The 15,420-nt window shown below is 39.0% G+C and carries 15 protein-coding genes and 3 tRNA genes; 2 read left to right on the top strand and 16 right to left on the bottom strand.

Annotated elements, in window-relative coordinates:
- Both FJ366_01735 and FJ366_01730 read right to left on the bottom strand, forming a co-directional pair.
- On the bottom strand, positions 1-126 hold a 126-nt coding region (locus FJ366_01735), incomplete at its 3' end, for a dipeptide/oligopeptide/nickel ABC transporter ATP-binding protein (protein MBM3894293.1).
- Positions 127-129: 3 nt separating this feature from the next.
- A complete protein-coding gene (locus tag FJ366_01730) occupies positions 130-363 on the bottom strand; it encodes a DUF1653 domain-containing protein (protein MBM3894292.1) in 234 nt (77 codons plus the stop codon).
- Between the two features lie 70 nt (positions 364-433).
- On the opposite strand from FJ366_01730, the gene FJ366_01725 reads away from it, so the two are divergent.
- Complete coding sequence (locus FJ366_01725) at positions 434-1,855, top strand: deoxyribodipyrimidine photo-lyase (protein MBM3894291.1); 1,422 nt, start codon at positions 434-436, stop codon at positions 1,853-1,855.
- Between the two features lie 66 nt (positions 1,856-1,921).
- Here FJ366_01725 and FJ366_01720 read toward each other — a convergent pair whose 3' ends face one another.
- From FJ366_01720 to FJ366_01710, 3 genes are all read right to left on the bottom strand, one after another.
- Positions 1,922-2,392: a hypothetical protein gene (locus FJ366_01720; protein ID MBM3894290.1), complete on the bottom strand. Its 471-nt coding sequence runs from the start codon at positions 2,390-2,392 to the stop codon at positions 1,922-1,924.
- A 77-nt stretch (positions 2,393-2,469) separates the two neighbouring features.
- Positions 2,470-2,820, bottom strand: coding sequence for a hypothetical protein (locus tag FJ366_01715; protein ID MBM3894289.1), 351 nt, complete (start codon positions 2,818-2,820; stop codon positions 2,470-2,472).
- Between the two features lie 180 nt (positions 2,821-3,000).
- Positions 3,001-3,651, bottom strand: a complete 651-nt coding sequence (locus FJ366_01710; GenBank protein MBM3894288.1) for a hypothetical protein — start codon at positions 3,649-3,651, stop codon at positions 3,001-3,003.
- A 132-nt stretch (positions 3,652-3,783) separates the two neighbouring features.
- On the opposite strand from FJ366_01710, the gene FJ366_01705 reads away from it, so the two are divergent.
- Entirely contained in the window at positions 3,784-4,947 is a 1,164-nt protein-coding gene (locus FJ366_01705; GenBank protein MBM3894287.1) for a hypothetical protein, read from the top strand.
- A gap of 9 nt (positions 4,948-4,956) precedes the next feature.
- On the opposite strand, the gene FJ366_01700 is transcribed toward FJ366_01705, so the two are convergent.
- From FJ366_01700 to FJ366_01650, 11 genes are all read right to left on the bottom strand, one after another.
- A complete protein-coding gene (locus FJ366_01700) occupies positions 4,957-6,753 on the bottom strand; it encodes a protein BatD (protein MBM3894286.1) in 1,797 nt (598 codons plus the stop codon).
- Between the two features lie 11 nt (positions 6,754-6,764).
- Positions 6,765-8,294: a hypothetical protein gene (locus FJ366_01695; protein ID MBM3894285.1), complete on the bottom strand. Its 1,530-nt coding sequence runs from the start codon at positions 8,292-8,294 to the stop codon at positions 6,765-6,767.
- Between the two features lie 10 nt (positions 8,295-8,304).
- A complete protein-coding gene (locus FJ366_01690) occupies positions 8,305-9,312 on the bottom strand; it encodes a VWA domain-containing protein (GenBank protein ID MBM3894284.1) in 1,008 nt (335 codons plus the stop codon).
- On the bottom strand, positions 9,312-10,304 hold the full coding sequence (locus tag FJ366_01685; protein MBM3894283.1) for a VWA domain-containing protein: 993 nt from the start codon (positions 10,302-10,304) through the stop codon (positions 9,312-9,314). Before FJ366_01685 ends, FJ366_01690 begins: the two co-directional genes overlap by 1 nt.
- A gap of 290 nt (positions 10,305-10,594) precedes the next feature.
- Positions 10,595-11,884: a hypothetical protein gene (locus FJ366_01680; protein ID MBM3894282.1), complete on the bottom strand. Its 1,290-nt coding sequence runs from the start codon at positions 11,882-11,884 to the stop codon at positions 10,595-10,597.
- The gene (locus FJ366_01675) at positions 11,881-13,494 is read right to left on the bottom strand and encodes a hypothetical protein (GenBank protein MBM3894281.1); all 1,614 of its coding nucleotides are present in this window, start codon (positions 13,492-13,494) and stop codon (positions 11,881-11,883) included. Before FJ366_01675 ends, FJ366_01680 begins: the two co-directional genes overlap by 4 nt.
- A gap of 192 nt (positions 13,495-13,686) precedes the next feature.
- Positions 13,687-13,776: transfer RNA gene (locus FJ366_01670), tRNA-Ser, on the bottom strand.
- A gap of 37 nt (positions 13,777-13,813) precedes the next feature.
- Positions 13,814-13,905, bottom strand: a tRNA-Ser gene (locus FJ366_01665).
- Positions 13,906-13,964: 59 nt separating this feature from the next.
- Positions 13,965-14,041 (bottom strand) — tRNA-Arg (locus FJ366_01660).
- Positions 14,042-14,111: 70 nt separating this feature from the next.
- Positions 14,112-14,567 (bottom strand): rRNA maturation RNase YbeY, encoded by a 456-nt coding sequence (gene ybeY, locus FJ366_01655; protein ID MBM3894280.1) that lies wholly within the window; start codon positions 14,565-14,567, stop codon positions 14,112-14,114.
- A gap of 67 nt (positions 14,568-14,634) precedes the next feature.
- The gene (locus FJ366_01650; GenBank protein MBM3894279.1) at positions 14,635-15,153 is read right to left on the bottom strand and encodes a hypothetical protein; all 519 of its coding nucleotides are present in this window, start codon (positions 15,151-15,153) and stop codon (positions 14,635-14,637) included.
- Positions 15,154-15,420: the final 267 nt, after the last annotated feature.

The raw sequence follows: 15,420 nt of genomic DNA, 5'->3' as shown, positions 1-15,420 counted from the left end.
TAGAACTTCGCCTTTATTGAGCTCAAAGGAGATGTTTTTTACTGCGTTAAATTCTTTTGTTGCGGTAAATGGCCAAAATCCAGAAACAAATGTTTTATTAAGGTTTTTTACAATAAGTGGGGTCATTTTCTATCTCACTGTTGGTGCTTGAGCTACGCCGCTTGAAATGAATACAAATCGGGCTTGGCTTTTCCCATCTACTTTGATTATTTCGTTAAACATTTTTTCGGGCCTACACCAAAGTCCAAATGGTTCATATAACGATTGGTATACAACAACTTCTTCACCTGTTTCTGAGTGTCTTGCGCATCCCAGTACCTGGTACAAGGCGCCTTTGTAATGTTTGTAAATTCCAAGTTTCATTGTAGGGTGCTTTTTTGGCGTTTTTTTGTAACACTGCAGTATATCAAAATCTATTCGAAAAAAGTGAAGTATGAAAAATCCTGTTATTGTTTGGTTTCGTCAAGACTTGCGCGTTCATGACAATTTAGCGTTGGTTAAGGCAGCAGAATACAAAAATATTATACCGATTTATATTTTTGATGGATCGATCAAAGATCCGCAAATGGGAAAAGCAAGTTGTTGGTGGCTTCATCATTCTTTACAAAAATTAAATGAAAAAGTAGACAGTAAATTGAGTGTCTACAAAGGCAATTCACTTCGCATCTTAAAACAGCTTGTTAAAAAGCATGGTGTTACAAAAATTTTTGCGGGAACTTGTTATGAGCCTGGCAGGATCGAGCAAGATGGGCAGATTCTTGCAGAGCTTGCTGCGGCTGGCGTTGAACTTGAATTTGTAAATAATAGTTTGTTGTGGGCGCCGCAAGATGTGTTAAAAGACGATGGATCCATGTATAAAGTCTTTACACCATTTTACAAAAATGCGATTACAAGCGCTCCGCTTCCAAGAAAGCCATTGTCAGTTCCATCATCTGATTTTGTTAAAGATTCAGATTCTTTAACAATTGATGAGCTTGAATTACTTGATGCAAAGCATCCGGTGAGTTATGCCAAATTTTGGCAGCCAGGTGAAGATGCTGCGCAAAAAAAACTGACTGCGTTTATTGATGCAGGGCTTCAAGAGTATTCATTAAACCGTGATTTTGCAGATAAAGATCAGACCTCTCATTTGTCGCCCCACTTGCACTTTGGTGAAATTTCTCCAAATGTTATTTGGCACACAATGCATAGTGCTGACGTGAAAAAAAAAGCATCACCCGAAGATCGTGAAAAGTTTATTGCAGAGTTGTGTTGGCGAGAATTTTCATACACCCTGCTTGTTGGGTTTCCTGAATTACCTAAGAAAAATTTTCAAAAAAAATTTGATGCATTTGCATGGAAGTCGGATGCAAAGTTATTGCATGCATGGCAGCAAGGACGAACAGGATTTCCGATGGTTGATGCGGGGATGAGACAGCTTTTGCAAACGGGATATATGCACAATCGTGTTCGTATGATTGTGGCATCGTTTTTAACAAAAAACTTAATGCAATTTTGGGGGCACGGCGCTGCGTGGTTTTGGGAACATCTGGTTGATGCAGATTTGGCAAATAATAGTGCTAGCTGGCAGTGGGTTGCAGGATCGGGCGTTGATGCGGCACCTTTTTTTAGAATTTTTAATCCGGTAACGCAGGGCGAGAAATTTGACACTCTTGGTGAATATGTTCGTAAGTACGTTCCAGAGCTCAAAAAAATGCCTCAAAAATTTTTATTTAATCCGTGGAAGGCAAGTGTGATTGATTTGCGAGGCACAGGAATTGTGATAGGACAAACGTATCCAATGCCGCTAGTTGACGTTGATGAATCAAGAAAGCGTGCACTTGCAGCGTACGAAAAATTGGGAAAAGATCGCTGATTAATTATTTGATCGATTGATTATAAAAAGGGGTGTGATTTGAAAATCACACCCCTTTTAGGTAAATTATTTTTTTCTAGGTTTTGGGGCTGCTTTTTTAGCTTTGGCCTTGGCTTCTTTCTTTTGTGCTTCTTGGCCATTTCTTATTGAGTTTCGGATACTTGCAACTGCAGCCTGATAGTCTGCGTGCCCAACGCCTTTAGCGGGGGTAGCGTCGCCGGTTCTTTTTTTCTGAGCAGAGTCAAGCTGAAGTGAGTTTACTGCTCCTGTTTCACTATGTCTGGTGGCCATATTGGCAATACTTCCTTTTGTTTTATCTGTTAAAACCGCCTTACCAAAAAGTCCGAAACGTTTTCTTACTTCAAAACCACTTGTGTGAAAGCCCGCTTTTTTTTGCATGGCAATTTCTTGAGCAAGATCATCTTGCATTTTTCTTACCGCCGTAATGTCTTCAGGGCTTAGTTGGTTTTTTTTAGGAGCAAAACAATGTGATGCAATAACGGTGAGCAAAAAAGTGAAATATTTTAAAAATTTCATAGTTAATCTCCTTGATTAATAATTTGGAAAAAGGCGGGGTTGCCGCCTTTTTTAACAATAAGAATTTTTAAGTATTCTTATTTGTTCTTTACAGATTTTTTAGCTTTTTTGGTTGAATGCGTTTTTCCTGGTGCATCGTCGGTACATGCTGCACCCATTGCTCCGCCAATTGCTGCACCAGTACCAGCTCCGATTGCAGCGCCAGCAACTGTGTTAGACGTTGTTGTTACCGCAGTTGTTGCTGCAGTGGTTGTGGTTGATGAGCCGATTGCAGCTCCGATGCCACCGCCAAGGATTGCGCCAACCGCCATTCCACCTACAACGTTTTTAGATTTATTTGAGCCACATCCGCCGAATCCGGCAAGAAGTGTTAAAACAAGTGAAAAAACAGCAATTTTACAAAATAAAAAGATGTTTTTGTTTTCCATATCAACCTTCTCCTGGTTTTTTGTTTTCACGACGTTGTTTTTGTCGTGCTTACATTTCTAGTATTTCAAACTTGTCATTCAGGTTGAAATACTTTTGTGAAAAACCTTAAAGTGACAGGTTTTTTGTCCAGAGTGGTTTGTGGTTTTTGAATTCTGCTTGGCGTATTTTTGTTGTTATAATTATTCAATTATGGCGATAAGGCTTTTCTTGCACCATCCCGATTGGGATTTGTATTGTATTTTTGCATAATCGCCGGCAACTTTCTCTACAGAAATTATTGATGGGCGCGGGATTGTAAATACCTGGGGAAAGGTTTCATTTGGTCCCGAGTGAAGCGGCGTTGTAGATGAAAGTGAAACAGCTTTGATTGGGTTTTTTAGAAAAATTCTAACGGCTGATATTCCAAAAACAAATAAAATCAAAAAGAGAAGCCTCTTTTTGATTTTAACTTTAAAGTTTTGTTTTCTTGCGACTAAATACCCTGAATAAAAAAGAATTATTAATAAGATGAGTTGTGCTAAAAAGAGCGGAATGTCATTTAAAAAACTTAAAACAACTGCAAAAAAAAGAGTTGTGTGCGCGGATGGGTTTTCATCTGCTGGAGACTCTAGGGCAACGCGTTGCTTAACTATTGAAAAACGTTGAAATGCGGAGCTTTTTTTTTCTGCATGAGCAAGCGAAAAGAGTGCTGCGGGTATATTTTTTTTCAAGAGAGCTTTTTGTGCTCTCTTTTCCCAAAAAGAAAAATCTTTATTATTCAAATCACTGAAAAGAGTCTTTTGTGAGTAGAAAAAGAGTATTGCTAAAAATAAGAGTTGTTTTTTTTGCATACGTTAAACCTCTTTTTTGATGGTTATTATTTAGCCAGGCATTTTGTGGTACTAATTAAAAAAATTGATGTTTATCGCATGATAGTGGTACCGTTTGGCATCAGTAAATAAAAATACATGGAAACTGGGTACATGAGTAAGGCCAATCTTTTTTTACTTTATTTTTTAGTAGTTTGCAATTTTGCGGTTTTAACAAAAATTCCATCTCGAGAACAAATTTTAAATCGACAACTTGAGGTAAGTTCGTCGTTTCATCAATTAATTACGCGAAGATTTAGTTTGGGCTGGGACGAGATTCCTTTGGCTGCTCAACGAGCTATTGCTCATGCAGTAGCATTCAAGTTAACGCATTCTCATTTTAGTTCGCAGTCGCGACCTTTTGACTTTAAAGTGATCGCAGAAAACCAACCAACATCAACAGCCGGACAAACCTGCTTGAGGCATGTTTTATCTCTGCTTCATAGAAAGTTTAAAAACGTGAGACTTTCTTCGGCAGACCGCCAAATGTATAATCTCTTTGATAACTTTGATCGCTTTAAGGGTTTGTATTATAGAAAAAATGGCGGATACGAAGCAGAGGCTGATCGTGATCGTTGTTTGGAAACAGTAAGAGAGCAAGCAGAAGGCTTTGTTGCTGGCAAGAAAGACGTGCAATTTTCTCGCGATTTGCAGAGCGCGATGACACTTATGACAAATCAGGCGCGCGTACTTCTTTCTGCGCAACGTTTTAGTGAGTTTGTTATTTTGATGCTTGGGTATCAATATTTATTTTCAATCTCAGAGCATGTGGTGACGACAGTTGCTCCGCATTTGATTTCTGCGATTAAGTCCTATGTATCTTCTCATCCGCAACAAGATATTTGGAGTTTCTATCGTTTAACAAAAAATGATGTTATGACAGCGGCTAAAGGAATTATGCATAGTATTAAAAAGCATGACGACCACAAAGCTCGCGAGAGCATCAACAAGCTTGAGCGTCATCTTCTTTCATATTGCGAAAAATGGGGACAAAAAGATCAGGGCGTTTCGCTTGAAATAATTCATGCGTATTTGAAGCAGTTTAATCAGCTTTATTCCCACAGGGAGAGTTCGCGGCTTTCGGTAGCATTGCGATTATTTGTGGCAGCTGGCTCGTTTGATTGGCAGCAACGAATGATGGAGCATGCATTGTTGTTTGTGTTTAAAAAGACAGCGCTTTCTTTCCCGGAGCTTCGTCGAGAATTGACTCGACATGCTGGAGCGCAGGGCCAGGTTGCAAAGTTTTTAGGTAATTTTAGTCGAATTGCATCCCAATAAAATTATTTTTTATAATTCATTATTGATTTGGTGCAATACTTTCTCGAGTTCTTGGCGAAGGGTTGAGATATTTGTTATTGGAGTCTGAGAGCCGAACGCCCCACCTGCAAGCTTTTCAAGCGTAGCCATGAAAATGGCGATAATTTGTTTGCTACATTTCTTGTTGTTTAATGCCGCTTCGATTTCTTCGAATGTTGGGTTTTCTAGTTGATCGTTAAACAGCTTGAGCTTGCAAAAACTAAACGCAATACGAAAGAGATCCGCAGCGTTTTTTGTTGCAGATGCATGTATCTCTTTAAGTGCTATAGCAAGGGCTTTTGAGGGGTTTCTCTTGTGCCATAAGATCCAACGATAAATAGCAAAATATCCTATGCCAAATAAAAAACTGAGAAGTCCGAGAACAAAAAGAGTTAATCCAGAAAAAATATCTGATTTTTTTTCATATTTTCGATTTTGCTCAGAAGAAAGCCACTCTTCGTCTGATTCATTCATTAAAGATTCTTTATCTTCAGAAGATGAGTTTTCGGTTTTTGTATCAGGTGTCAATTTTTCTTGAGCAGTTTCTTCTTCATCACCATCAACACTAATGGTCAGTTGATTGGAAGAGATGCTAGAAAAAGATTCTGTTTTTGGATCAAAAAAATAAAATTCTTGAGATGGAATTTTAATCACCCCTGGTTTGATTGGTTGTATCACATAGGTAAACTTTTTTTCAAACTCTCCGTTTGCGCTGAGTGAAACTTTACTTTCTGATGTTCCGGGAAATGATCGTACGTGTCTTGGGAGCTTGAGTCGTGGAATTTCAATTGCATCAAAGTTCCCATTTCCCCGCACTTTAAGGCATAGGTTAATTGGTGTGCGTAAATCGACCATGTTTTTATCGACAGAAAGTGTTAATTGGGAAAATGATCCAATCGCATCGTGGCTTCTTTTTCCTTGGGGTGTGTCTTTGATTGTTACTGAAAGTCCGTTTGAGTGAGTGTTGGCATGCATGATGCTTTTGGTTGGGCCAAAAAAGTTAAAGTTGATGTTGTTGAAAGGAAAGTCATCTTCTATTTGGGAATACGCAACAGTCACGGGTTTAATTTTTTTTGTTCCTGCCCATGGTGTTGAGAGGAAAAATTTTTTCTGAAAAACTTTTACGGGGCGATTTTCGATTTGGATGGTTGATGATTCAGTGTCAGATTCTTTGACAGTAAATGAATCAAATTGTGGAGTGATATGATTTATTTCTACGTTGTCGTTCCATACGTAAACTTGGAGTGTTACTGGAATTATTTCACCAACAAAAAAAGTGTCTTTTTCAAGCACTAATCGAGCTTGGCAGGCAACGCCTGCCTTGTACTCTTTTTGAAAAGCAGCATCCGCTTCTTCGAGTGTTCGCTGACGAACCTTGATAACACAAGACTCAGATTTTCCTGTACTTGTTGAGATTGGTCCAATTTCAAATTCCCCCTCATCTCCACCTATCGCCTGAAACTCAAAAGAATTGGTTAAAGAAGTTTTGCCATTGATGTTCATAGAGCGACCAGACTTTCTTACAAATACATTTCTAAATTGATCCAGTCCAGGGATTTCGGGGATCTCGTTTATGGGGTTTTTTCCAGAAGAGATAACCAAAATGTTAAAAATCTGGCCGGGATCGATCTCGTAAATAAATTTGCCAGAGTTGTCTTTGTAGCTTGAGCGCGAGCCTGTAATTGAAATTGTAAGGCTATTTTGACCCTGCTGAGATTGAATGATGTTTGGAATAAGTCCACAGAGTAGAAAAAAAAGAAATGAATTGAAAAATTGTTTTTTGATCATTTGAGTATCCTTTACCAATTATTTTTTGATCTATCTTGTTGCGCGCCGCTGAGGGCTGTTCGTTTAGCAAAGCGTTCTTTCTGAAGTTCGTCTTCGTGTTTTGAAAATTTTTGTAAAAGCATGCGGGCAGCTTTTTCTGACGAAGTTTCATCAGCTTTTTGTTCATGCCAATAACCATATTGTTCTTCGCTTTCTTCTTGAGCAGAAGATTCGTTTTCGTTTATTGCACCTGCTTCTTCTTGAGCTGCTTGTTGTTCGAAGGCGGGGTTAGAATTATTTGATTGATCGAGAGATTTGCTTTTTTGACCGGATGCAGATGTTGAGGGTTTGGTTTTTTCAGTTTGGGACTCTGTCTGTTCTTCTTTCAAATTATCTGCAGATTCATCTTCGGCCGATTGGGTGTTTTCTGAGGTAGCTTTTTCTTGCGTTGTTTCGTTTTGATTTTGATTTAAAGATTCATCTGAATCCATAGCTTCTTCTTGTCCAAGATTTTTTTTAACATCATCTGCATGGCTTTCGGAGTCTTTTTGGTTAGCATCGGCTTGCTCGTTTGATTGCTCTTCTTTTTGTTCATTCAAAGAGCTGTCTGTTTGTTGTTCATCATCGCCAGAATCTTTGCCGGGATTATCTTGATGCGGTTTTTTTTCTTTTGGTTCTGGCTGCTGTGGCTCATCAGAATGGTTTTCTTCTTCTTGTTTATCTGCAGAGTTTTGTTTGTCTGCAGGGTTGTTTTCGCCAGATTCTTTTTCTTTTTCACGAGTATCATTTTGATTATTGGAGTCTTTTTGTGGGGATGAATTGTTTGGTTTTTTTGATTGATTGTTGCAGGACTGGTTGTTTGGCGTATCGTCGGATTTTTCTTCTTGATCAGATGTTTGGTCATTTTCTTTCTGATCGCTTGAATCAGATTTGTTGTTTGGATCTTTTTGTTGATCTTGATTGCTTTCGTTGTTTTTTTGATTTTGATCTTGTGGCTGCTTATCGTTTTTGTTGTTTTGTTTTTGATCGTTGTTTTGTTTTTTTTCTTTTTTAAGTTGTTCTTGTCGTTCGATAACAAGATTTTTAAAATCGATAAGTTCCTGCTTGAGGGTTGAAAGTTGGGTTGCTGGATCAAACTCTGGGTCGACAAGTTCGTATCGAGCAACAGCTTTATCAAGTCCTGCAAGTTGTGTTTCCAGGATATCATCTGGAATTACTTTTTCTTGCCATTGTAGGCTTTCAAGTGTTGTGGAAGCATTTTTGGCAAAAATAGATCCTGAATTTGTAGCTGATCGAGAAAATAGATCTTTTCCAGCTTCAATTTTTGCTTCAATCACTCGGTCGAATGATGCTTGCGCAAGGGAATTATTACCTTTTTTGTGAGCAAGAACCCCAAGATTGTAATTGATGAGAGGATCGAATGGATTTTCTAGTTGTTGTTGGATGAGTTGTTGGTATGTATCTGGTTGAGCTGCTTTTGATTTGCCAAAAGGCCACCAAGAAAATGCGGAGCATGGGAGGGCGCAAAAAATATAGGTGAGTATAAAAAAAAGGTATTTCATATCATCCCTGTTAAATTAATGAGTGGAGTGCGTAAAAAAACGCAGCAGCTGAGATAAAAAACGGATATCGTTCTTCGTGTAGTGATACTTTTTTATCATCAAACCGTTTTTTCTCGAGCTTTTGAATATATTCTACAACCGAGTCAATGTCTTGATCATCAAGAGTTGAGGCAACACAGTGTCCAGATATTTTTTGCGTTATTTCCTGTAACCGTTTTATGTTGAGCTTTGAAAGCGCAAGATCTCCTGTGGCTGTTTTTTCGTATCCGATAATTGCTCCAGTACGATCTTTTTTAGGAATTGGCGCTCCTTCTTCGGTCCCAACTCCAAGAGCTATGATTTGAATGTTTTTTGATTTTATTATTTCACTCGCCTCAGAAAGGTGTGATGAAAAATCTTCGCCATCGGTGATAAGTAAAATAATTTTAGTTCCACTGTTTTCGTCTGATTCAAAGAGCTTTGCGCTTTTTAAGAGCGCTTTGTCGATCGCGGTTGTTCCAGATGCGATCATTTCCGAATCTACTTGATCAAGGTATGACATAAATGCATCATAATCGATTGTCAGAGGCGACTGGGTGAATGCAGATCCCGAGAAGAGTACAAGCCCCATTCGTTCGCAGTGCAATCGAGAGAGTAGGACTTTCAGTTTTAATTTGGCGGCTTCTAGTCTGGTTGGCAGAACATCGCTTCCTTGCATGCTGCGAGAAATATCAAGGGCTACAACAACGTCTCTTCCCTCTCTCTGAACAATATTTTCGGATTTTCCCCACTGAGGGCGAATAAAGCTGATTAAAAACAAAAGAAGAAAGCAGGTAATTGTTGCAAACCGTGCGGTGCGATGAAAAGATGAAAGTCCGGTAAAAAGAAAATTTCGGGTGTCTTTTTTTGAGACCGATTCGATCCATTTACTACATCGCTTGAACTGTAAAAAATAAAAAAGAAGTATGCAAAATCCAGTAATCAAAATAAACGGTAAATAGGTTGGTGCTCCAAAAGTAATCGTGTTAGCGCTGAACATCAAATTGGCATCCTCCACAATAAAATTTTGAGAACAAATTCAATAACAAAAAGCAAGAGAGCGGGAATGGCAAACCACAAAAACAATTCATCTTTGCGTGCGTACAGGGTTGTTTCGTAATTAGTTTTTTCAAGTTCATCAATTTTTTTATAAATGGTTTCAAGTTCGCTGGTTTTTTTTGCTTCAAAGCATGAACCACCAGTCTTATCGGCAATTTTTTTGAGGGTTCTCATGTCGGGCTGAAAGTCTCCGGCAGCGCGAACAATTCTGCCATCTGGCAATTTAGTATATGCCTCAGATGAGCTTCCAATACCGATTGTATGTACTTTTATTTTAAAAATATTTGCAATTTCAATCGCTTGGTTAAGATCAAATGGGTCGGTAGGAGCAGATGCTCCATCGGTGATAAGGACGATAACTTTACTTTTAGCTTTTGAATTTCTGAGTCTGTTGATCGCTGTTGCAAGGCCCGATCCAATAAAAGTGTTTGTGTCATCAATTACTCGGCCAATAAGAAGTTCACTGGTAAGTTCGGTAAGTAACTTTTTGTCTAGGGTGAGTGGGCAGAGAGACAATGCGTCAGCAGCAAAGATGACTAAGCCAATGGCGTCGTTTTCTCGACGATTGATAAAAGAGCAGGCTTCTTTTTTTGCTATTTCAATTCGTGAGCGCGGGTCGCGAGGGTCATCGATAGCGATCATCGATCGGGAAACGTCTAACGCAAGAATGATGTCGATACCATCTACTTTTACTCGAGATTTTTCATCTATTTTTTGTGGACGAGCTGCAAGTAGTACAAGTGTTGCAAAAAATAACGAGCGAACAATAAGCAATTTTGTTGCTGCAGGAAGTTGCTGAGTGTGAGGGGCCAGAGTTGAGGGCTGAGAGTAGCGATATACGATGGCAAATTTGCGAAGGTGTGCAAAAAATAACCATGCAATTAATGATAAAAAGCCGATCGCCAATACCCACGGATAGGCAAATGTAATCATCGAAAACCTTGATTAATTCTACTCTGCAAATTTAAGGCATAGTCTAAACAGATCTTGAAAATCAAACAAGTTCCTATCGTTAAATCATTTTGCCCGAGCGTTATTATTTTTTAAAAAGTAATAACATCGTGTAAAAAAGCTTTGGATAAATGAGGGCCTTTTTAAGGTTGCTGTATTTCGATTATAAGCATATCTGCTTGGTGTAAAGCGCGATGAATTATTTTAGGGAGGGTTGTTTTTGAGTTAAATCACTTATTTCGCAAGTTAATTTAACTCAAAATTTAAAGCTTTTAAATAAGCGTTGCGCCAAGATCAAAAAATTTATTTATTTGTTTTAGGTTATCAGAATATAGGTCAGAGCATAAATCCGTTTCGATTTCACCCCAGAGTCGTGAATCAATTTTTCCATAAAGCGAGTCAGCGGTCCCAAGCTTTATGCCACTCTTGTCTTTGAATCTTGGATCGCAGGCTGTTGTGTTATCGTTGATGATTAAAATTCTGTTTCCCGTTTTGATAGATTGGGTTGGGTTTCTGCTATAATTTGTTCCATATCCAGTTCCGGTAGCAAGGCTTTCACGGCTTCTGGTTTCATTGTGGCTAATCTCGCAATTATCCGTTAGAAATTGTAGCAGTTTAGGATGCGTTAGCAGTTCTGTGATTGTGACGATTAAAATTCCTTGTTCATCTGCTGTTGCCATTCGAGTTGGGGCTTGGGGATATCTGTAGTTGTAACGATTTCTTCTTGGTGCTGCAGGTTCTTCTTTTTCGCCTACCCATCGCTTTCCACTGGTAAAAAAATCTTCAACGCCCGCAAGATCGGTCGTCCCCCAAAGATCTTGCGTGGTAAAAAGTTGTTTTTTTGATCCTTTTTCTTCAAAAAATTGCTTTATTATTTGCGCTGGAGTTGATCCAGGCATAGGGATAAACCTTTTTGCGAATTGAGCTCTGCACTTGCGGTAGAGCAAAAAGGTCTTGGCGCGAGCCATTCGTTTGTATTGGTTATTGGTGAACAAAAAAAGTCCAGACGCAAGCAAGGCAGGAACCAGAAACATTGTTTTTTTGCTTATCGGTGGTTGGGCCGTGGTGAATGTTTTTACAAACTCGACAATTTGGGTAGGAAGTAGTTGGTTGTTGTAATAAATAATGATCGAAAGACACGATGTGTGTGTTTTTGAGAAAATAAATTCTACACAAAAATTATCGGTTTGATTTTTTACATTTTTAAAAAAAATTGTTCCGGATCTGCGATTTTTAATTTGATCATGTAGTCGATCTGCAAGTCCAGAGCTTGATGAAGTAACCCTGATTTTTCCATCTTTGGGTGCCTTTGAGAATAAAATCGTTCTAACTGATCGTGGGAAATCGGACGTCTTTTTGTGCGTTATAATAATTTCAAGCTTTGATGGGTTGCTTAGGATGGGAGTTTCTTTCGCATCTTCTAGATCTTCTAGCTGCGTGGGAAACGATTTATTGAGAGTTGAAATTTCTTGTTCGGTTTCATCGCTTAGAGGTTCTACCACATTTGGATTTGCAAAAGAGCAAAGACTCACAAAAAGAATACACCATTTATTTATTTTCATGATTGTGCTTCCAATCCGAGCTCGAAAAACTTATTCATTGTTTGCAGCTCGGGCGAAATTGTCTGAGGAAGTTGCTCAAGATCGACTAGGATTTTTGATACTTGTCGGCCATCGATGAATCCTTCTCGGGAGCCTGTTCGCCAGAGCAAAGGATTGAACTCTTGGTCTTCACTTGTCTGGGTCATTGACCAGGCTGCAACTGTTGGTTTTTTTTCTGTATCCTCTTCTAGCATTGGCACAATTTTGTTCCATGAGTCATGTACCAAAAAGGCTTGCCGTTTAACAATTTCTTGTGATGCAATATCTATTGTTGGGATTATCCAGTCGTTGAGTAAGAGAAATCTTTTGAATCGAGATTCGCTATTTTTTAGGAGGAAGATATAAACCGCATTATTGTCCTTTTGTATCTCTGAGTAAGTAAGAATTAAAATCTCATCGGACGTTAGCCATTTTGTAAGTCCGGCAGTAAGGTCGATTGGTTGCGTGGCAAGGTTGGACAGCGTGACAAGCTTTTTTTTGCAGCCAGCTGCGAGCAGCTTTTCTTTTGCAAGAGTTGCGATATACGCGCTTGTAAGCGTTGAGCCTGGTTCGACTGGTATATCTTCAGTTGTTTTTGACTCTTCTTCGCCCCCGAGAATAGGAAGTGATTCGTCTGTGATGGTTTCTGTGGTGCTCGATACTGGTTGTCTACGACGAAGTGCTAAGACTTCTTGTTGCTGAGCGGTATGAGTTGCTTGAAGTTTTTTGTGATCGCGATCAAGAACTTCTAATTCTCTTTGTAGGTCCAAAAGTTCACGTTGTGCTGCGATAAGTCTTTCCTCTGCTAGTTGGCGAGCGGAATAAGCATTTTGTTTATCCGCTTCAAGGTTACTTGTTTTTTGAGCGGTCATTTCTGCTGCTCTTTTTGTAACCACGCTTTCAATTTTTTCGTCCATTGTGGACTCAAGGGCTTCTTTTTCGTCTTCAAGTCTAGCGACTTGCGCTTCAAGCGCGCTTATTTTTTCGGCAAGGGCGGCTTTTTTTTCCTTGTATTTTGAGCGCGCAACGGGTTTGCGCAGATCCCACCAATTAAGAAGAGGTTCTTTTGCAGCAAGTCCAATTATGCCCGTCGCCACAAGTCCCAAGAGGGAAAAAAGAGCGTTCCTTGAAGAGGTTTTTGGTTCAACAAAAAGAGAAAGAGCAAACTGCTCAATTTCTCGCGAGCAGTGCTTTTCGGTTCCGTAGATGCGAACGTCAGTGTATGGCGGGAGTTGAACTCCAAATGAGCGAGTTGGGTTTTGGGCATTGAATGTTACTTGCAAAACAACAGATTTACCCGAAATAGGATGTTTAAGTCTAAAAATAAAATTTTTACGCTCTTTTATTGCTTGCTGGATTTCACTTTTAGAGCCTAATTCTTGCAAGGTTGTTTTGTTAACGAGTTTTAGATCAATTTCATGGAAATTGCCTGTCGGCAGTTGTGTTGCGCAGGGGACGTAAAAAAGCTTTACTTCGGTTGACGGAATGAGGTGTTCAATCGTTTTTGTGGTAGAAGTTACTTCATCAGCGCTGTTGGCTGCTTGAATTGCAAAACATAGGTAAAAAATAACAAGAAAAGTCTTTTTTGACATAGTGTTCCGTTTTTTAATATAAAAAGTGTTCATTGTTGTTAAATTCTAACAAAAGAGATGCGCTTGAGACTTATCTTTTTTACGGACTAAAAAAGAGCCATTTTTTGAAAAATAAGTTTTTTAGTGGTTTCGGATTGAAAATAAAGGTGAAGAAAACCATAGGAATTAATAGTTTTTAGGTAAATGATTTTATGGTGGAGAGAGTGAGATTCGAACTCACGATACCCGTTAAGGTATGCCGGTTTTCAAGACCGGTGCTTTCAACCGCTCAGCCATCTCTCCAGCGGGATAAAATATAAAAAAAGTTATTGGTGCATTGTGGCGGAGAGAGAGGGATTCGAACCCTCGATTCAGGTTTCCCCAAATACTTACTTAGCAGGCAAGCGCTTTAGACCTCTCAGCCATCTCTCCAGGCTTTTTTATATTTTAATTATATCAATGATCATTTTTTGTGAGCATTTAAGCAAACATGGTGCGCCCAAGAGGGGTCGAACCTCTAACCGCCAGATTCGTAGTCTGGTACTCTATCCAATTGAGCTATGGGCGCTTTTTCCCCAAAGGGGTAACCAAATCAAATCGTACCTGTAAGTGGGCTGTCTGTCAATCGGGCTTTTGCATCAATTATTTCTTGCTGTGCGTAAAATTCGTTCTTCGAGCCTGCGCATTACCTTGTATTCATTGTCTTTGATGTGATCGTGACCCAAAAGATGTGCAATTCCGTGTGCTATTAAATATTCGATATTTTCCTCAAGTGTTTTTCCAAATACGGGGCCTGCGTTATCGATATACTCTACCGATAAAATGATATCGCCGAGTGCTTTGTCGTCGTCATAGATAACTTTAATTCGCTTTCCAGCCTTGAGGGTTGGGTGATGCGGAAACGAGAGCACGTCGGTTGGCTTGTCTTTATTGCGAAATTGTTTATTTAAGTTATGAATAGCTTTATTCGTTGTAAAAATGATGCTGATATCAAAATCTGGGTAATCAAGCTCATTGAGTATTTTTTGTACAAATGAGCGGTATTTTTCTTTGTCGATCGTGTATTTTTTGAGTCGAGATTGAACGTAAATCATAATTTTGAGGTTTAGAGTAAACAATATCTTTTAGAAGAAATCTAAAATAGTTTTTTTGCAAGTTTTTTCATCGACGAGTTGATTCAGGGGAGATTGTTTCTGATCCGGATGAAGAATCAGATCGGCTTGAATAGCTTGTCTGGCTTTCGTCTTGGTCATCAGAATCCTCATGCCCACTATACACAAGACTCATTAAAGATTCTTCTTCTGGACTATAGCTATCGCCCCAGGAAGACGGTGAAGTGCTTTGAGGGGAAATAAATAATGAATGCGATGGTAGCGGGGCGTGTGCGGCGGCTAAACATCCTGATATGATATCAAGTTCTTCTTTCATAGAGCTTATTTCTCGGCGGATCGCTTCTGCTACTTCAATATCATTTGCCAGTGTTAATCCAGATGAAAAAGCAATTTGTGTTGTTAGGATTTCTTTTAAAAAAATCAGAGCAATTTTTTCGCCATGATCGCTGGATGCTTTTTCGAGAAAAAAATTAAGATGTGTAAATATATGCTCAAGGGCAAGGTCGTCTTTGAGTGGTCTGATGAGCTCGGGGTCTAGTTGTTCGTCTTCATGCAGATAGTAATTCATGTACGAGAGCAAATTGTGGTATGAAAACGAAGCCCTGAGGCGATGTTTTTATGTAAATCAATTGAATTAATCGTTGAAATTGATAAAAAGAGAAAAAAAAACAGTAAAGATTTTTTTGTGTTCATGGCAATCTCGTTTTTTATTTGAATTTTAAGTGCTTGCCGCAGAGCATAGCAAAGATGCTGAAAAAAGCGTGTTATTTTATGCATAAATAGCTGTTTTTTCTGAAAAGATGTTTATAGTAGCGCATTATTCCCTTGACGCGTG

The organism is Candidatus Dependentiae bacterium (genome assembly GCA_016871815.1).
GTDB lineage: Bacteria > Babelota > Babeliae > Babelales.
This window is presented reverse-complemented; position numbering and strand designations above follow the sequence as displayed.